The sequence below is a fragment of the Streptomyces sp. NPDC090021 genome (assembly GCF_044748225.1).
In the GTDB taxonomy this organism is placed as follows: Bacteria; Actinomycetota; Actinomycetes; order Streptomycetales; family Streptomycetaceae; genus Streptomyces.
This window is the reverse complement of the sequence record NZ_JBIVFO010000009.1, coordinates 86,230-102,368: the sequence shown is the minus strand read 5'-3', so window position 1 is coordinate 102,368 and position 16,139 is coordinate 86,230. Positions and strand designations below refer to the sequence as shown.

General features: G+C 72.6%; 11 protein-coding genes. 5 read left to right on the top strand and 6 right to left on the bottom strand.

Annotated elements, in window-relative coordinates:
* Positions 1-76 precede the first annotated feature (76 nt).
* Both ACIPXC_RS09235 and ACIPXC_RS09230 read left to right on the top strand, forming a co-directional pair.
* Complete coding sequence (locus ACIPXC_RS09235) at positions 77-562, top strand: DUF485 domain-containing protein (protein WP_386394260.1); 486 nt, start codon at positions 77-79, stop codon at positions 560-562.
* Positions 559-2,151, top strand: coding sequence for a cation acetate symporter (locus tag ACIPXC_RS09230; RefSeq protein ID WP_401615152.1), 1,593 nt, complete (start codon positions 559-561; stop codon positions 2,149-2,151). Before ACIPXC_RS09235 ends, ACIPXC_RS09230 begins: the two co-directional genes overlap by 4 nt.
* Positions 2,152-2,199: 48 nt before the next feature.
* On the opposite strand, the gene ACIPXC_RS09225 is transcribed toward ACIPXC_RS09230, so the two are convergent.
* The 3 genes from ACIPXC_RS09225 to ACIPXC_RS09215 form a co-directional block, all read right to left on the bottom strand.
* Positions 2,200-2,901, bottom strand: a complete 702-nt coding sequence (locus ACIPXC_RS09225) for a response regulator (RefSeq protein ID WP_401615149.1) — start codon at positions 2,899-2,901, stop codon at positions 2,200-2,202.
* Entirely contained in the window at positions 2,898-4,514 is a 1,617-nt protein-coding gene (locus ACIPXC_RS09220) for an ATP-binding protein (protein WP_401615148.1), read from the bottom strand. The genes ACIPXC_RS09225 and ACIPXC_RS09220 overlap by 4 nt, the downstream gene beginning before the upstream one ends.
* Before the next feature lie 116 nt (positions 4,515-4,630).
* Positions 4,631-5,866, bottom strand: coding sequence for a citrate synthase (locus tag ACIPXC_RS09215; RefSeq protein WP_401615146.1), 1,236 nt, complete (start codon positions 5,864-5,866; stop codon positions 4,631-4,633).
* 80 nt (positions 5,867-5,946) lie between these two features.
* Here ACIPXC_RS09215 and ACIPXC_RS09210 point away from each other — a divergent pair, with 80 nt between their 5' ends.
* Entirely contained in the window at positions 5,947-7,107 is a 1,161-nt protein-coding gene (locus ACIPXC_RS09210) for a citrate synthase/methylcitrate synthase (protein ID WP_401615144.1), read from the top strand.
* A 24-nt stretch (positions 7,108-7,131) separates the two neighbouring features.
* The gene (locus ACIPXC_RS09205) at positions 7,132-8,316 is read left to right on the top strand and encodes a CobW family GTP-binding protein (RefSeq protein WP_401615142.1); all 1,185 of its coding nucleotides are present in this window, start codon (positions 7,132-7,134) and stop codon (positions 8,314-8,316) included.
* A gap of 24 nt (positions 8,317-8,340) precedes the next feature.
* Here the strand turns inward: ACIPXC_RS09205 and ACIPXC_RS09200 are convergent, their stop codons facing one another.
* The 3 genes from ACIPXC_RS09200 to ACIPXC_RS09190 all read right to left on the bottom strand — a co-directional run bounded on the left by ACIPXC_RS09200 (position 8,341) and on the right by ACIPXC_RS09190 (position 14,514).
* On the bottom strand, positions 8,341-9,123 hold the full coding sequence (locus ACIPXC_RS09200) for a CAP domain-containing protein (RefSeq protein WP_401615139.1): 783 nt from the start codon (positions 9,121-9,123) through the stop codon (positions 8,341-8,343).
* 759 nt (positions 9,124-9,882) lie between these two features.
* Complete coding sequence (locus ACIPXC_RS09195) at positions 9,883-11,952, bottom strand: restriction endonuclease (RefSeq protein WP_401615138.1); 2,070 nt, start codon at positions 11,950-11,952, stop codon at positions 9,883-9,885.
* Between the two features lie 105 nt (positions 11,953-12,057).
* Positions 12,058-14,514, bottom strand: coding sequence for a DNA topoisomerase (ATP-hydrolyzing) subunit A (locus tag ACIPXC_RS09190; protein WP_401615136.1), 2,457 nt, complete (start codon positions 14,512-14,514; stop codon positions 12,058-12,060).
* 240 nt (positions 14,515-14,754) lie between these two features.
* Here ACIPXC_RS09190 and ACIPXC_RS09185 point away from each other — a divergent pair, with 240 nt between their 5' ends.
* Entirely contained in the window at positions 14,755-16,131 is a 1,377-nt protein-coding gene (locus ACIPXC_RS09185) for a M16 family metallopeptidase (RefSeq protein WP_401615134.1), read from the top strand.
* Positions 16,132-16,139 lie beyond the last annotated feature (8 nt).

Below are 16,139 nucleotides of genomic sequence, written 5' to 3'. Positions count from 1 at the left end.
CACCAGTCCGGAAACCGTCCATTCCGCACATCCTTGTGGGCACGTGGCCAATGCGGCAGCGGACAAGGAGAGTTCGGTGGACAAGCACGAAGGTCGCGATGCCGGAACGATCCGGCTGGACGACCCCTGGTACGACGCGCTGGCCGTCGGCTGGGGCGAGGGCGAGGAGCCGTCCCCGCCACGTCCGGCCGCTGCCGGCCCCCCGGCGCCCGGCGCATCCGACATCTACCTGGAAGTGCAGCGCAGCGCCGCCTTCCAGGAGGTCCGCAGTCGCTATCGCCGGTTCGTCGTCCCCGCGACCGCCGGTTTCCTCCTCTGGTACGTCGCCTACGTGGTCGCCGCGACGGCCGCGCCCGGCCTGATGGCCCGGCCCGTCCTGGGCGCGGTCAACGTGGCCATGCTGGCGGGGCTCGGCCAGTTCCTCAGCACCTTCCTGCTCACCTGGGCCTACGCCCGGCACGCCCGGCTGCGCCGGGACCGGGCCGCGCTGGACCTGCGCTGGACGGTCTTCGAGCAGGAGCGAGGCCAGGACCGCAACCGGGCGAGGAGGGCGGGCCGGTGACCTCCGAGCACCAGACCCTGGCGCTGATGCTGTTCAGCCTGTTCATCGCGGTGACCCTCGGCATCACCACCTGGGTCAGCCGCAACCGGCACGGCTCGGCCGAGGAGTTCTACGCCGGCGGGAGGCTCTTCTCGCCGATGGAGAACGGATTCGCCATCGCCGGCGACTACATGTCCGCCGCCTCCTTCCTCGGCATCTCCGGTCTGATCGCCCTCTTCGGCTACGACGGCCTGCTCTACTCGGTGGGCTTCCTCGTCGCCTGGCTGGTGGTGCTGTTCCTCGTCGCCGAACTGGTCCGCAACTGCGGGCGCTTCACCCTCGCCGACGTGGTCGCCGCCCGGATGAGCGAGCGCCCGGTACGGATCGCCGCCGGCACCTCCTCGGTCGTCGTCTCGGTGCTCTACCTGGTCGCGCAGATGGTCGGTGCGGGCAGCCTGGTCGGGCTGTTGCTGGGCAACTCGAGCGCCGCAGCCAGGACCCTCACCGTGATCGGGGTGGGCGCCCTGATGGTGGTCTACGTCTCCTTCGGCGGCATGCGGGCCACCACCTGGATCCAGATCGTGAAGGCCGTGCTGCTGATGGGCGGTGCGATCACCCTGACCGTGCTGGTGCTGCTGCGTTTCCACGGCGACTTCGGCCGGCTGCTCACGACCGCCGCCGAACGCAGCGGGTACGGGCTCGACTTCCTGAGTCCCGGCCTCAAGTACGGCGGGGACTGGACCGCCCGCCTCGACTTCATCAGCCTCGGTCTGGCGCTGGTCCTGGGGACCGCCGGACTGCCGCACATCCTGTCGCGCTTCTACACCGTACCCACCGCCCGCGCGGCCCGCCGCTCGGTGGTGTGGGCGATCGCGCTGATCGGCGGCTTCTACCTGATGACCATCGTGCTCGGCTTCGGGGCGGCGGCCCTGGTCGGTCCGGACGAGGTACGGGCCTCCAACGCATCGGGGAACACGGCCGTCCCCCTGCTCGCGGCCTACCTCGGCGGTGGCGCCGAAACCACCGGTGGCGCGGTGCTGTTCGCCCTCGTCGCCGCCATCGCCTTCGCCACCATTCTGGCCGTGGTGGCCGGCATCACCCTCGCCTCGTCCGCCTCCGTCGCACACGATCTGTACGCCTCCCTCAAGCGCAGGCACGCCAGGCAGCGCAGCGAGGTCTCGGTGGCCCGGGCCGCGGCCGTCGGTATCGGGGCGGTGGCCATCGCCCTCGGACTGCTCGCCCAGGACCTGAATGTGGCGTTCCTTGTGGGGCTGGCCTTCGCGGTGGCCGCCTCGGCCAACCTGCCGGTGCTGCTGTACTCGCTCTTCTGGCGCGGTTTCACCACGCGCGGAGCCGTCTGGTCGGTGTACGGGGGCCTGGTCCCCGCGGTGCTTCTCGTGCTGTTCTCGCCCCTGGTGTCGGGCAGCCCGGAGTCGCTGTTCCCCGGAGCGGACTTCCAGTTCTTCCCGCTGCAGAACCCCGGGATCGTCTCGATCCCGCTGGGCTTCCTCGCCGGCTGGCTGGGGACGGTCACCTCTGGCGAGGAACCGGACGAGGCGAAGTACGCGGAGACGGAGGTCCGCTCACTGACCGGCGCCGGAGCCGTCTGACCACAGCCCCGAGCGGAGGGCCCGGCCGGAGGAGACCCGCCGGACGCGTCAGGCAGGGCCCTCCGACGGGAGCCAGGCGTAGCGGTGCTCCGGGCGGCCGGTCTCCCCGTAGCGCAGGGCCAGCGAGACGCGGCCGGACCGTTCGAGGAGCTTCAGGTAGCGCTGGGCGGTCTGGCGGCTGATGCCCGCCCGGTCGGCGATCTGCTGGGTGGACAGGGGGCCGTCGGCGGAGCGCAGGACCTGGCGGACCAGCTCCGCCGTGGTGGGGGAGTGGCCCTTGGGGAGTTCGTTCACGGAGCTCGCGCCGGCGAGGGCGCCGAAGATCCGGTCCACCTCGGCCTGTTCGGCCTCACCGCCCGTGTCCAGGGCGCGGCGCAGCGAGCCGTACGCCTCCAGCCGGGCGCGCAGCCCGGCGAAGGTGAACGGTTTGACCAGGTACTGGAGGGCCCCGAGACGCATGGCGGCCTGCACGGTGGCGAGGTCCCGGGCGGCGGTGACCATGATCACATCGGTGCCGTCGCCGCGCTGGCGCAGGCGCCGGACCAGGTCCAGGCCGCTGCCGTCGGGGAGGTAGTGGTCCAGGAGGACCAGGTCCACGGGGTGGGTGGAGAGGAGGTCCAGTGCCTGCGCAGCGGAATGGGCCTGCGCGGTCACGCGGAAACCGGGAACCTTCGCCACGTACGCCGCGTTGATCCGGGCAACACGCATGTCGTCGTCGACGACCAATACGTGGATCGGGGTCTCGTTCATCGCAGGGCCTCCGGGAGTACGACGGAGAACTCCGCCCCTCCGTCCGCTGCTTCACCGGCCCGGGCGCTGCCGCCCTGCCGCTCCGCGAGGCGGCGTACGAGGGCGAGGCCCAGCCCGCGCTCGCGGTGGGCCCTGGGCTGCTTGGTCGACCAGCCCTCGGTGAAGATCTCCTCGCGGCGCCCGGCGGGGACCCCGGGGCCGCTGTCGCGCACCCGCAGGACGGCGGTCCGGCCCTCCGCGCGCAGTTCCACCTCGACCCAGGGCGCCGTTCCGCCGGCGGCGGCGTCCAGGGCGTTGTCCACCAGGTTGCCGACGATCGTGACGAGCCCGCCCGGGTCGACCAGGCGGTCGGGAAGGAGAGTGGCGGCCGCGAGCCGCAGGGGAATGCCGCGTTCGGCCGCGACGGTCGCCTTGCCCACGAGGAGGGCGGCGAGCAGCGGGTCGTGGACCTTCTCGGTGACCTGCTCCGCGGTGGTCCGGTGCACGCCGACGACTTCGGTGACGAACTCCACCGCCTCCTCGTGCAGGCCCAGCTCCAGCAGGCCGAGGAGGGTGTGGAGCCGGTTGGCGTGTTCGTGGTCCTGGGCGCGCAGGGCGTCGATCAGGCCACGGGTGGAGTCGAGTTCGCGGCTCAGGTGCTCCAGCTCGGTGCGGTCGCGCAGGGTGGCGACGGCACCCCCGTCCGCGGTGGGCATGCGGTTGGCGACCAGGACCCGCGGGCCCTGGACGGTGAGCAGGTCGCGGCCCGTCACGCGGCCGGAGAGCACATCGGCGGTGCGACCGGCCGTGAGGACGTCGTCCAGCGGGCGTCCGGCGAAGGTGAGGGCGGAGTCCGGGGCGAGGCCCAGCAGGCGGGCGGCCTCGTCGTTGACCAGCCGGACGCGGCCGTCCGGGGCGAGGGCGATCACGCCTTCGCGGATGGAGTGCAGCATGGCCTCGCGTTCGGCGAGCAGTCCGGCTATGTCGGAGAAGGCCAGGTCGCGGGTCTGGCGGTGGATCCTGCGGGAGAGGAGGTAGGCGGCGAGGGCGCCCGCGGCCAGAGCGCCGCCGGCGTAGGCGAGCAGGCCCGGGACGGCCCCGAGCAGGCGTTCGCGGACGCTGTCGTAGGCGATGCCGACCGAGACCGCGCCGACGATCTCGCCGTCGGAGGCGACGAGCGGGACCTTGCCGCGTGCGGAACGCCCCAGGGTGCCGTCGTCGATCTCCATGACCTCGCGGCCGGCCAGGGCGTCGCTCGGGTCGGTGGAGACGGGCAGCCCGATCCGGTCGGGGCTGGGGTGCGAGCGGCGGATGCCGTCCAGGTCGAGGACGACCACGTACTCGGCGCCGGTCGCCCGGCGGATCCGTTCGGCGGCGGCCTGCACCGGGCTGTCCGCCGACGCCTCGGAGTCCAGCAGGCCGGCGGCTGTCGCGGGGTCGGCGGCTGCGCTCTGCGCGATGGCCAGGGCGCGCCGCATGGCCTGGTCGTCGAGTTGGGCGCCGAGCGGTGCGAGGAACAGCCCGGTGGCCAGGACGACGACGCCGGCGGCGATGGCCAGCTGGGTCACGAGGATCTGCGAGACGGCCCGTCTGGGCAGCCCGAGGCGCCGAGCGCTCATCTGGGGGAACCGCATGGGCAGCAACGGTAGGTCGGCCCCGCCGCAAGCGGAACGTTTGCGCCCCGCTTGTCGGATACGCCACTCACGTCCCGCGCGGTCCGGGCGCCGTCGGCAGGCCCGGCGGACGTCCTTCAGGGCATCGGCCGGGGCGGGCGGGGTCCGTGGTACTGGCCGCTGGGCCGCATGCGCAGGGGGCGTTCCTGGTACTCCTCCAGGGCGTGGGCGATCCATCCCGCGGTGCGGGCCACCGCGAAGACCGTCTCGCCGGCCTCGGCGGCCATGCCGCACGACACCGTCAGGACCGCCAGTGCCAGATCCACGTTGGCGTGCAGCCCGCCCTGACGGGCCATCACCGAGGCCACCTCGCGGGCCGCGGCCAGGGCGGGTCCGGCCTGCTCCAGCCCTTCCAGGCGGGCGAACAGCGCCCCCGCCCGGGGGTCCTCGCCCTGGTAGAGGCGGTGGCCCAGGCCCGGGACCCGGCGTCCGGCCCGCAGGTACTCGGCGATCACCGGCGCGGCCCCGCCCTGTTCGAGGACTTCCACCAGCATCCGGTGCGCGAGCCGACCCGCGGCACCGTGCAGCGGTCCTTCGAGCGCGCCGAGCCCGGCCGACACCGCCGCGTACGGATGCGCGCGCGCCGACGCCGCCACCCGTACGGCCAGCGTGGAGGCGGCCAGGTCGTGGTCGACCAGCAGCGCCAGTGCCAGGTCCAGTACGGCGAGCGCGTCCGGGTCCGGCTCCCGCGGGGTCAGCCGGGACCACAGCTGCCGGGCGACCCGGCCGTCGCCGGCCCACCCGGTGCCCGTCGCGGGCAGTGCGCCGACCAGCGTCGGGATCAGGCAGCGGGCCGAGCCGAGTACGGCCTCCTCCGACAGGTCGAAGCGCAGCGGATCCGCCACCGCGGCGGCGGCGACCGCCACCCGCAGCCGGTCGACCGGACCGCTGTGCGCGGGCAGGGCGTCCACCGCCCGCCGGGCCGCCTCCAGCGCTTCCGGGGGAGCGGTGAACCGGGTCCCGGGGGTGAGCGCTCCCGTCCAGAGCCACTCGGCGACCTCCTCGTAGCGGTACCGCGAGGCCAGGGCCACGGCATCGACGCCCCGGAAGTAGAACCGGTCGGGTTCGATGAGGGTGAGCGCCGTGCGGACGGAGAGCTCGCCGACAGCGGCAGCCGCCGCCTCGCGCCGGCTGCGCCGGGCCAGCGCCTCCACCTCGGCGGCGTCGAAGCTGCTGCCCCGCCCGGCCGGATCGCGGCGGCTGGCCAGCTGGCCCCGGCTGACGTAGGCGTACACCGTCGCCGGCTTCACGCCGAGCACCCGCGCCGCCTCCTGCGTGCTGAGCCTGCGTTCGCCGTCCGTCTGGTCACTCATGCCGAACACCCTACAGATGGACCGTTGTATTGATTCAATCAATATTGACAAGGATTGAATCCATCATGGATGGTCGATGCATGAACACCACCGACAGCACCATCGAAGGACCGCGGGGCCTCGCGGGAGTCGTGGTCACCGAAACCGAGCTCGGCGACGTCCGGGGCCGGGAGGGCTTCTACCACTACCGCCAGTACTCGGCCGTGGAGCTCGCGGCCGGCCGCAGTTTCGAGGACGTGTGGCACCTGATGTTCCGCGGCACGCTCCCGGCGGACGCCGCCGAGCGGGCCGCCTTCGCCGCCGAGACCGCCGGGCTGCGCCGACTGCCCGAAGAGGTGAGCGAGGCCCTGCCGGGGATCGCCCGCGCCGGCCGGCTCTCCGGACCGCTCGCCGGACTGCGCACCGCGCTCTCGCTGCTCGGCGCGTCCGCCGGCTTCCGCCCCGTCTACGACCTCGCCCCGGCGCGCCGCACGGCGGACGCCCTGGCCGCCTGCGCCGCGGTGCCGACCCTGCTGACCGCCCTGCACCGGCTGGGCCTGGGCCTGGAGCCGGTCGAGCCGCGCGAGGACCTCCCGTACGCCGCCAACTACCTCTACATGCTGACCGGCGAGGAGCCCGATCCGGCCCGGGCCCGCGCGATCGAGCGGTACCTCATATCCACCGTCGACCACGGCTTCAACGCCTCGACGTTCACCGCCCGGGTGATCGCCTCCACCGGCGCCGACGTCGCCGCCTGTCTGACCGGAGCCGTCGGCGCCCTCTCCGGCCCGCTGCACGGAGGCGCCCCGAGCCGGGCCCTGGACACCCTCGACGCGATCGGAACGGTGGACCGGATCGGGCCGTGGATCCGCGAACGGGTCCTCGCCGGCGACCGGATCATGGGCTTCGGGCATCCCGTCTACCGCACCGAGGACCCCCGCTCGCGGATGCTGCGCGACATCGCCCTCGGCTTCGGCGGCCCCCTGGTGGACTTCGCCGTGGAGGTCGAGCGCCAGGTGGAGGAGATCCTCGCCGAGCTGAAGCCGGGCCGGGAGCTGCACACCAACGTGGAGTTCTACGCGGGCGTGGTCATGGAGCTGTGCGGACTGCCGCGCGAGATGTTCACCCCGACCTTCTGCGCCGCACGGGTCGTCGGCTGGAGCGCGAACATCCTGGAGCAGGCCACCGATTCGAAGATCATCCGACCTGCCGCCCGGTACACGGGACCCACCCCTCCGCAGCCGGTGCCGCTGATGGACTGACCGGGCCTGGCTACGATCGACCGGGTGAACAGCAGGCAGCCCATCCCCGTCGTCGTCCTCGCCGGATTCCTCGGATCCGGGAAGACCACCGTGCTGAACCATCTCCTCGCGAGCCGCGGCGGGACCCGCATCGGGGTCGTCGTCAACGACTTCGGCTCCATCGAGGTCGACGCGATGTCGGTGGCCGGCCAGGTCGGGGACTCCATGGTCTCCCTCGGGGGCGGCTGCCTGTGCTGCGCCGTCGACGGCAGCGAGCTGGACGCCTACCTGGAGAAGCTCGCCGCGCCCGTCCACCGGATCGACGTGATCGTCATCGAGGCGAGCGGCCTGGCCGAGCCCCAGGAAATGATCCGCATGCTGGTGGCCAGCGAGAACCCGGCCGTCCGGTACGGCGGCATGGTGGAGGTCGTGGACGCCGCGGAGTTCGACGACACCAGGTCCCGACACCCGGAGACCGACCGCCACCTCGCCGTCGCGGACCTGGTGGTACTCAACAAGACCGACCGGGTCGACGCGCGCGAACGGGCCAGGATCGAGACCGAACTGGCCGCGCTCTGCGCGCCGGGCACCCCGGTCGTGGGCGCCGACCACGGCCGCATCGACCCGGAACTGCTCTTCGACCGCCGGCCCTGGACCGAGACCCGGGGACAGCTGTCCTTCGAGGACCTGCTCGCGCAGGCCGAGGGCCACGACCACTGCACCCACGCGCACGCCGCCTACGAGAGCACGGAGTTCCGCTCGGAGCGGGCCCTCTCCCCGCGCCGGTTCATGGACTTCCTCGACCGGCGCCCGGCCGGGCTCTACCGGATCAAGGGCTTCGTGTGGTTCGGGGTCACCGGACACGACGAGCGCTACGAGGTCCAGGCGGTCGGCCGCTTCCTGCGCTTCGTCCCGCAGCCCTGGGGGCGGGGCGAAGCACGCCTGACCCAGCTGGTCCTGATCGGCGCGGGCACCGACGGCGAAGGGCTGGTGCGCGCGCTGGAGGCCTGCCGCGAGGAGGCCCCGCAGGACGCGAACCCCGAGAGCATGTGGGGCGTGCTCCGATACGTCGACCGGCCCGCGCAGGACTGGGGCGACGCCCCGGATACGGACACTTCCGAGCCGGACATCCCGGAGCCGGAGGTCTCCGAGCCGGACGTCTCCGAGCCGGACAACCCGGAGCCGGACGTCTCCGAGCCGGACACCTCCGGGACGCCCCTGGTGTATTGATCACGGAGGGCCGGGCAGGGGCCCCTACGTGCCGTCCGAGAAGTTGTGCACGCCCCACCAGCCGGAGGCGTCGTGGTAGAGACCCACGCCCACCTCGGTGAACTCCGGGTTGACCTGCGCCTTGTAGTGGCCGGGGCTGTGCCGCCACATCGACTGGAACTTCTCGGCGGCTTCCTGGGCGGTCATCGAGGCATCGCTCCACCACACGATGTTCTCGCCCGTCCAGGTACGCGAACCGGTGTTCAGGTAGGCCCGCTCCGCGTTGGAGGAGTGGCCGAATCCGTTGTTCTTCATGTGCTCGGCCCATGTGCGGGCGAAGTCGCTGAGATCCTGCCTGAGCACGAGCGGAGGCCTGCCGACGGTGGCCCGTTCGCCGTTGAGCAGCTGCAGCGACAACGACTGGGCCGTTCGGACGTCCTGCGTAGAGGTACGGGCACCGGGCACCTTCGGATCCGGTCCCACCGGACCGTTGCCCGAAGGGCCGCGGGTCGGCTGCGCGGGCCGGACGGTCTTCGCGGACGGCCCGGACGAGGGTCCGGCCGACGCCGCGGTGCGCGAGGGGGAGGCGGAGGTGGCGCTCGCGCCCGGTGTCGCCGTGACCGTGGGGGTCCCTTCCGCCGCACCGGACCCGACGGCGGGTGAGGCGGGGCCGCCCGACGGGCCGCCCAGAGGGCCCGGGCCGACGGCGTCGGAGGACGAGGAGGAGGAGGCCGTTGCCGCGCTGCGGGCAGGAGCCTCGCCGGATATGAGCGTGTACGCGCTCCCGGCTCCGGTCAGCAGGACCACGGTGGCGACCGCCGCCGGCACCGGCATCCTCCTGCGGGTCCGACGGCGGCCACCGGCCTTCCCACCCGCGTGGCGCGGCCCGGAAGGCCGCTCGTGCCCCGTCCCTTCCACCCCTGCCCTGCCCACGTCCTGCCCGAACTCGTCGTCGCGCAACTGCATCGCATCTCCTCGGAGGTGTGACGGCCCACTCGGCCTGACACATGAGGAGACCCGCGGGGCGGGCGGCGATAACACTTTCTCCCCGTGGTGAGCGTGATCCGGACCGACGCGCGCCTCATCGGTGGTGGCAGGCCCGTCGCGGGAGTCGTCCGTGTACAGGGCCTCGCCGGTGAGGCAGGCGTGGCACAGGCAGCGGTCCGGATGCGGACTGCCCGGCGCTGTCGCGGCGCGGTACCGCCGCGCGTACCGTTCCAGCGTCGGGGCGGCCTCCACCGCGTGGTCCGCCGTGGCGAAGCCGCGCGCGTAGCGCTCCTCGCGCAGCCGTTCCAGGACCGCGCGGCGTGTCACGAGCTGCGGCCGGAAGCCGTACAGGTGGCGCGTCGCGGTGTCGATGACGATCCACCGGCCGGTGTGCCGTTCACGCCCCGCCACCGTGACCGGTCGCCGCCGGGACCGCAGTACACATGGGCCACGTACACCTTGGCCCCGCCCTTGAACAACTTCGCCCCCGGGCGCAGTTCCCGGCCGCCGACCCCGCAGCGACGCCAGGCCACGACGTTCGCGGCCACCACCCGGACCGGCTCCGGCGACCCGTCGTCGGACTCGCCGGAACCGAGCCTTCTAGGCGACCTCGACGCCGTACTCGCGCAGCAGGTCCTCCAGGCCGCCCCGGTAGCCCTTCCCGCCGATCACGAAGTCCCAGTCGCCGTTCGACCGGCGCCGGAACGAGCCGAGCACCAGCGCCGTCTCCCCGGCCCGGCCGTCGGAGACCTCCAGCTGCCCGGCCTCCGCGCCCGCCGCGTCCAGCAGCCGGATCCGGGCATCGGTGAAACCGGCCAGGTCGGCCTGCGGATCGGCCTCCGGGTCGACGGCGGCCACCAGCACCAGCCGGTCGGCCTCGGCGGGCAGCGCGTCGAAGGAGACCTCCAGCGCCGCCTTGTCCGGCGCCGCGTGCGCCCGGGCGCGCACCGAACCGTCCGGTGTGCACGGGTTGTTGAAGAACACGAAGTGGTCCTCGCTGAGCACCCGGTTGCCGGCGCAGACCAGGGCGCACACGTCCAGCGCCACCCGGCCCGACCAGGTCATACCGAGCACGTTGTGGTCGGCCGACGGCTCCGGTTCGGGAGCGCGCTGCGCCGGTACCGCTGCCCCAGGGCCGCCCCCGAGACGCCCGCGCAGCCCGTACTGGTGCAGGAGCTCCACCAGCTTCTCCCCGGGAACCAACTCCAGCGGCTTGCCGTTGGAGAAGGTGTACGACGTCGGCCCGAAGGACGAGGTGGTGACCAGCACCCCCTTGTTCGCGCCCTTGTCCTGGACCGTGCCGTACAGGTCCCGTACCGCCGTGGGCGGCACGGTGTTGCGGTAGCGCTTGACCTGGACCACGATCCGGCCGCCGGTGATCGGGGACGGGTCGTTCGCCTCGATGTCGACGCCGCCGTCGCCGGACCGTTGTGTGGTCACCGCCTCCATGCCCATCGCCCGGAACAGCTCCGCCACCAGGTTCTCGAAGGCGATCGGGTCCATCACGAAGAGGTCCGGCTCCTCCTCGCCGCCGGCCGCGTGCCCGCCGTGGCTGACGACTCCTCCACCCACTTCGTCGGGCCTGCGCCCCGGGCGGACGGCCGTCAGCTGGTCGGGCCGCGCCGACAGCTGCCCGCGCAACCCCTCCACCAGGCAGTCCACCGCGCTGACCTGCTCGAGGCGGAGTCCGGTGAAGGTGCTGCGCGGCGCCGACACCGAGGCGAGCACGAACCGCGCCTCCTGACCCGTGACGGGGTCGGGGCACTCGACGAAGCCGTTCACCACAACCGCGTCCAGCACACCGAACTCGTCCGCCGCGTACATCTCGCGCACGACCAGCAGCATGGACTGCGCCAGCAGGTCCCGGTACAGCCCCCGTCGCTCCGTGACCGGCCGGGGCTTCACCTTGTCCTGGTCCGTGCTCGGCAGGTACTGGACCGACCGGGCCTCCGGTACCACCGTGTACCCCGGCAGCTCCCAGTCGAGGACCAGCTCGCGCTTGGCCGGGTCGTACGCCGCCGCCACCTGGCGGGGCAGGGCCTCGGGCCAGGCCGTGGAGGTGTAGAGAGCGGCCGAGAAGTACTCGACCACCGCTTCCGGGGCACCCGCGCGCAGCGCTCCGGCCAGCTCGGTGAGCCCTTCGTTGTGCGCCCGGATCCCGGCGATCTGCTGCGCCGCCCACTGGTCGTACTGCTGCCGGTACACAGCCAGTTGCTGCTGGCGCTGCGCCTCGGCGGCGTTGGCGGTCTGCCAGGCCCGGGTGTACCGGGCGTGCGCGTCCCGCTCGGCCTGTGCCCGGTTCGGCGAGCCGAGGGTCCACCCGCTGCTCTGGTGCTGGAACTGCTCCATGCGGGGCATGGGTACCGGCTGCGCCAGGGTGCCGGGGCTGAACGGCTCCAGCTGTTCGGACCGCACCAGGGTGGCCATCCGGAACGCTGGCGCCCGGCAGCCCGCGACCAGCAGGCCCTGCAGGGCGGCCACCTCGGCGTCGATCTCGGCGGTGCGCCGACGCGCCTCGGCCTCTCGGTGCTGCCGGTGACTACGGGCCGCCTCGCGTTCGTACGCCCGTTGTCGGCGTTCCGCCTCGCGGTGCTGGATCAGCTGTGTCTGCTGCATCCGGCGCTGGGCCTCGGCCCAGTCCCCGATCAACCCGCCCGACCGACGACTCATCAGCTCTGTGTTCTCCCGCCCCACCCGACAGTGCCAGAGGGAAAACACTAGTCGCCGTTCGGGTGGTACGTCCCCCTGACGTACCACCCGAACGGTCCGGAATCCCTACAGCGCGGGTCCCGCCAGCGTCGCCACCGCCGCCGGCAGCGGCGCTCCCGAACCGTCCCGGCGCGGATCCGCCGCCGGCAGCTCGGCCGGGGCGCCGTTCGCCGCCGCCGCCCGGGCGGGCGCACCGCCGGCCCAGGCCAGCACGAGCAGGTCCTCGCCCTTCAGGAACCGCTGGCAGCGCACGCCGCCGGTGGCCCGGCCCTTGCGCGGGTACTGGTCGAAGGGGGTCAGCTTCCCCGACAGCATCGAGTCGTCCAGGGTCCCGTGCGAGCCGGCCACCGTGAACACCACCGCGTCCCGGCCCGGGTCGACCGCCGAGAAGTGGATCACCTTGGCGTTCTGGGAGAGCTTGATGCCCGCCATACCGCCCGCCGGGCGGCCCTGCGGACGCACCTGACCGGCCGGGTAGCGCAGCAGCTGGGCGTCGTCGGTGATGAAGACCAGGTCCTCCTCGCCCGTGCGCAGCTCGACCGCGCCGACGATCCGGTCACCGTCCTTGAGGGTGATGACCTCCAGCTCCTCCTTGTTGGCCGGGTAGTCCGGCACGACGCGCTTGACCACGCCCTGCTCGGTGCCCAGCGCCAGACCCTGGGAGGACTCGTCCAGCGAGGTCAGGCAGACCACCTTCTCGTCCGGCTCCAGCCCGGAGAGGAACTCCGAGAGAGGCGCGCCGCCCGCGAGGTTCGGTGCTGCGTGCGTGTCCGGCAGCTGCGGCAGGTCGATCACCGAGAGCCGCAGCAGCCGGCCCGCGGAGGTGACCGCGCCCACGTCGGCCCGTGCGGTCGCGGCGACCTGCGAGACGATCAGGTCGTGCTTGGCCCTGGCGCCGCCCCCGTCCTGCGGCAGCGGCTCGCCGGTCGCCGTACGGGCCAGCAGGCCCGTCGAGGACAGCAGTACCCGGCACGGGTCGTCCGCGACCTCCAGCGGGACGGCCGCCACCGCGGTGCCCGCCGACTCCAGCAGGACCGTACGGCGCTCGGTGCCGAACTTCTTGGCGACGGCGGCCAGTTCCGCGGAGACCAGCTTGCGCAGCTCGTTGTCCGACTCCAGGATCCCGGTCAGCTCGTCGATCTCGCCCGTCAGCCGGTCGCGCTCGGACTCCAGCTCCAGGCGGTCGAACTTGGTGAGCCGGCGCAGCGGGGTGTCCAGGATGTACTGGGTCTGCGTCTCGCTCAGCGAGAACCGCTCCATCAGCCGGGCCTTGGCCTGGGCGGAGTTCTCGCTGTCGCGGATGAGCCGGATGACCTCGTCGATGTCGATGAGGGCCACCAGCAGGCCCTCGACGAGGTGCAGGCGGTCCCGGCGCTTGGTGCGGCGGAACTCGCTGCGCCGCCGGACGACCTCGAAGCGGTGGTCGAGGTAGACCTCCAGCAGCTCCTTGAGGCCCAGGGTGAGCGGCTGCCCGTCCACCAGCGCCACGTTGTTGATGCCGAAGGACTCCTCCATCGGCGTCAGCTTGTAGAGCTGCTCCAGCACGGCCTCCGGGTGGAAGCCGTTCTTGATCTCGATGACCAGGCGCAGGCCGTGGGCGCGGTCGGTGAGGTCCTTGACGTCGGCGATGCCCTGGAGCTTCTTGGAACCGACCAGGTCCTTGATCTTCGCGATGACCTTCTCGGGGCCGACCGTGAAGGGCAGTTCGGTGACGACCAGGCCCTTGCGGCGGGCCGTCACGTTCTCCACGGCCACCGTCGCGCGGATCTTGAAGGAGCCGCGGCCGTTCTCGTAGGCGTCCTTGATGCCCGAGAGCCCGACGATCCGGCCGCCCGTCGGCAGGTCGGGACCCGGGACGAAGCGCATCAGCGCCTCCAGGTCCGCGTGCGGGTAGCGGATCAGGTGGCGGGCGGCGGCGATGACCTCGCCGAGGTTGTGCGGGGGCATGTTGGTGGCCATGCCGACCGCGATCCCGGACGCGCCGTTGACCAGCAGGTTCGGGTAGGCGGCGGGCAGCGCCACCGGCTCCTGCTCCTGGCCGTCGTAGTTGGCGGTGAAGTCGACGGTGTCCTCGTCGATCGACTCCGTCATCAGCGACGTGGCGTCGGCCATCCGGCACTCGGTGTAACGCATCGCGGCCGGCGGGTCGTCGTTGCCGAGCGAGCCGAAGTTGCCGTGGCCGTCCACCAGCGGCAGGCGCATCGAGAAGGGCTGGGCCATGCGCACGAGGGCGTCGTAGATCGAGGCGTCGCCGTGGGGGTGGAGCTTGCCCATCACCTCGCCGACGACGCGGGCGCACTTCACGTACCCGCGGTCGGGACGCAGACCCATCTCGTTCATCTGGTAGACGATGCGGCGGTGCACCGGCTTCATGCCGTCCCGGGCGTCGGGCAGGGCACGGGAGTAGATCACCGAGTACGCGTACTCGAGGAAGGAGCCCTGCATTTCGTCGACGACGTCGATGTCGAGGATCTTCTCCTCGAAATCCTCCGGCGGCGGGGTCTTCGTGCTGCGGCGGGCCATCGCTGCGCGGCTCCTTAACCAAGAATGGGATGTGCTGGGTGTCTGGCTGGTCTGGCGGGGTCTGGCTGGGTCCCGCCGGTGTCCGGCGGGGTACGACGCCGACCATTGTGGCCCGAGGCGCCGACAACGCCGACTCCGACCCAGGTCTGGGCCGGGAACTTATCCGGTGGCCGACGCGCTTGCATACAGTGGCAGGTCTGACGGAAATCTCTGCATCGCGATCGAAGGGACCACATGCCCATGGGTCACACGGCCACAGCCCGAGCCGGCTCCGGCGGCCTGACAGCGACCGAGCACCGGCTGGCCAACGGCCTGCGCGTGGTGCTGTCCGAGGACCACCTGACCCCGGTCGCCGCGGTCTGCCTCTGGTACGACGTCGGCTCGCGCCACGAAGTCAAGGGGCGCACCGGCCTGGCTCACCTCTTCGAGCACCTGATGTTCCAGGGTTCGGCGAGCGTACCGGGCAACGGCCACTTCGAGCTCGTCCAGGGCGCGGGCGGTTCCCTCAACGGCACCACCAGCTTCGAGCGCACCAACTACTTCGAGACGATGCCGACCCACCAGCTGGAGCTCGCGCTCTGGCTGGAGGCGGACCGGATGGGGTCCCTGCTGGCCGCCCTGGACGACGAGTCCATGGAGAACCAGCGCGACGTCGTCAAGAACGAGCGCCGCCAGCGCTACGACAACGTCCCGTACGGCACCGCCTTCGAGCGGCTGACCGCACTGGCGTACCCCGAGGGCCACCCGTACCACCACACCCCGATCGGTTCCATGGCCGACCTGGACGCCGCGTCCCTGGAGGACGCGCGCACCTTCTTCCGTACGTACTACGCGCCCAACAACGCGGTGCTGTCGGTCGTCGGGGACATCGACCCGGAGCAGACCCTCGCCTGGATCGAGAAGTACTTCGGCACCATCCCCTCCCACGACGGCAAGCAGCCGCCCCGTGACGGCTCGCTGCCCGACGTCATCGGGGAGCAGCTGCGCGAGGAGATCGTCGAGGAGGTCCCGGCCCGCGCGCTGATGGCCGCCTACCGGCTGCCGCACGACGGCACCCGCGAGTGCGACGCCGCCGACGTGGCCCTGACCATCCTGGGCGGCGGCGAGTCCTCGCTGCTGCACAACCGTCTCGTACGCCGCGACCAGACGGCCGTCGCCGCCGGCTTCGGCATGCTGCGCCTGGCCGGGGCGCCGTCCCTGGGCTGGCTGGACGTCAAGACCTCCAGCGGCGTCGAGATCCCCGCCATCGAGGCGGCCGTCGACGAGGAGCTCGCGCGGTTCGCCGCCGAGGGCCCGACCGCCGAGGAGATGGAGCGCGCCCAGGCGCAGCTGGAGCGCGAATGGCTGGACCGGCTGAGCACGGTGGCCGGCCGCGCCGACGAACTGTGCCGGTACGCGGTGCTGTTCGGCGACCCGCAGCTGGCCCTCACCGCCGTCCAGCGCGTCCTCGACATCACCGCCGAGGAGGTGCAGGCCGTGGCCGCGGCCCGACTGCGCCCGGACAACCGCGCGGTGCTCGTCTACGAGCCGCTCGCGGCGGACGGGACCGGGGGCGAAGAGGGCGAAGAGGGCGAAGAGAACGCCGACAGCGACGAGAACGAGGGGGCGGAGCAGTGAGCGACACC

Excerpts from the sequence above, each read along its gene's own strand:
- ACIPXC_RS09225 (WP_401615149.1), bottom strand. The coding sequence starts at position 2,901 with ATGAACGAGACCCCGATCCACGTATTGGTCGTCGACGACGACATGCGT.
- ACIPXC_RS09220 (WP_401615148.1), bottom strand. The coding sequence starts at position 4,514 with ATGCGGTTCCCCCAGATGAGCGCTCGGCGCCTCGGGCTGCCCAGACGG.
- ACIPXC_RS09215 (WP_401615146.1), bottom strand. The coding sequence starts at position 5,866 with ATGAGTGACCAGACGGACGGCGAACGCAGGCTCAGCACGCAGGAGGCG.
- ACIPXC_RS09210 (WP_401615144.1), top strand. The coding sequence starts at position 5,947 with ATGAACACCACCGACAGCACCATCGAAGGACCGCGGGGCCTCGCGGGA.
- ACIPXC_RS09195 (WP_401615138.1), bottom strand. The coding sequence starts at position 11,952 with ATGAGTCGTCGGTCGGGCGGGTTGATCGGGGACTGGGCCGAGGCCCAG.
- ACIPXC_RS09190 (WP_401615136.1), bottom strand. The coding sequence starts at position 14,514 with ATGGCCCGCCGCAGCACGAAGACCCCGCCGCCGGAGGATTTCGAGGAG.
- ACIPXC_RS09185 (WP_401615134.1), top strand. The coding sequence starts at position 14,755 with ATGGGTCACACGGCCACAGCCCGAGCCGGCTCCGGCGGCCTGACAGCG.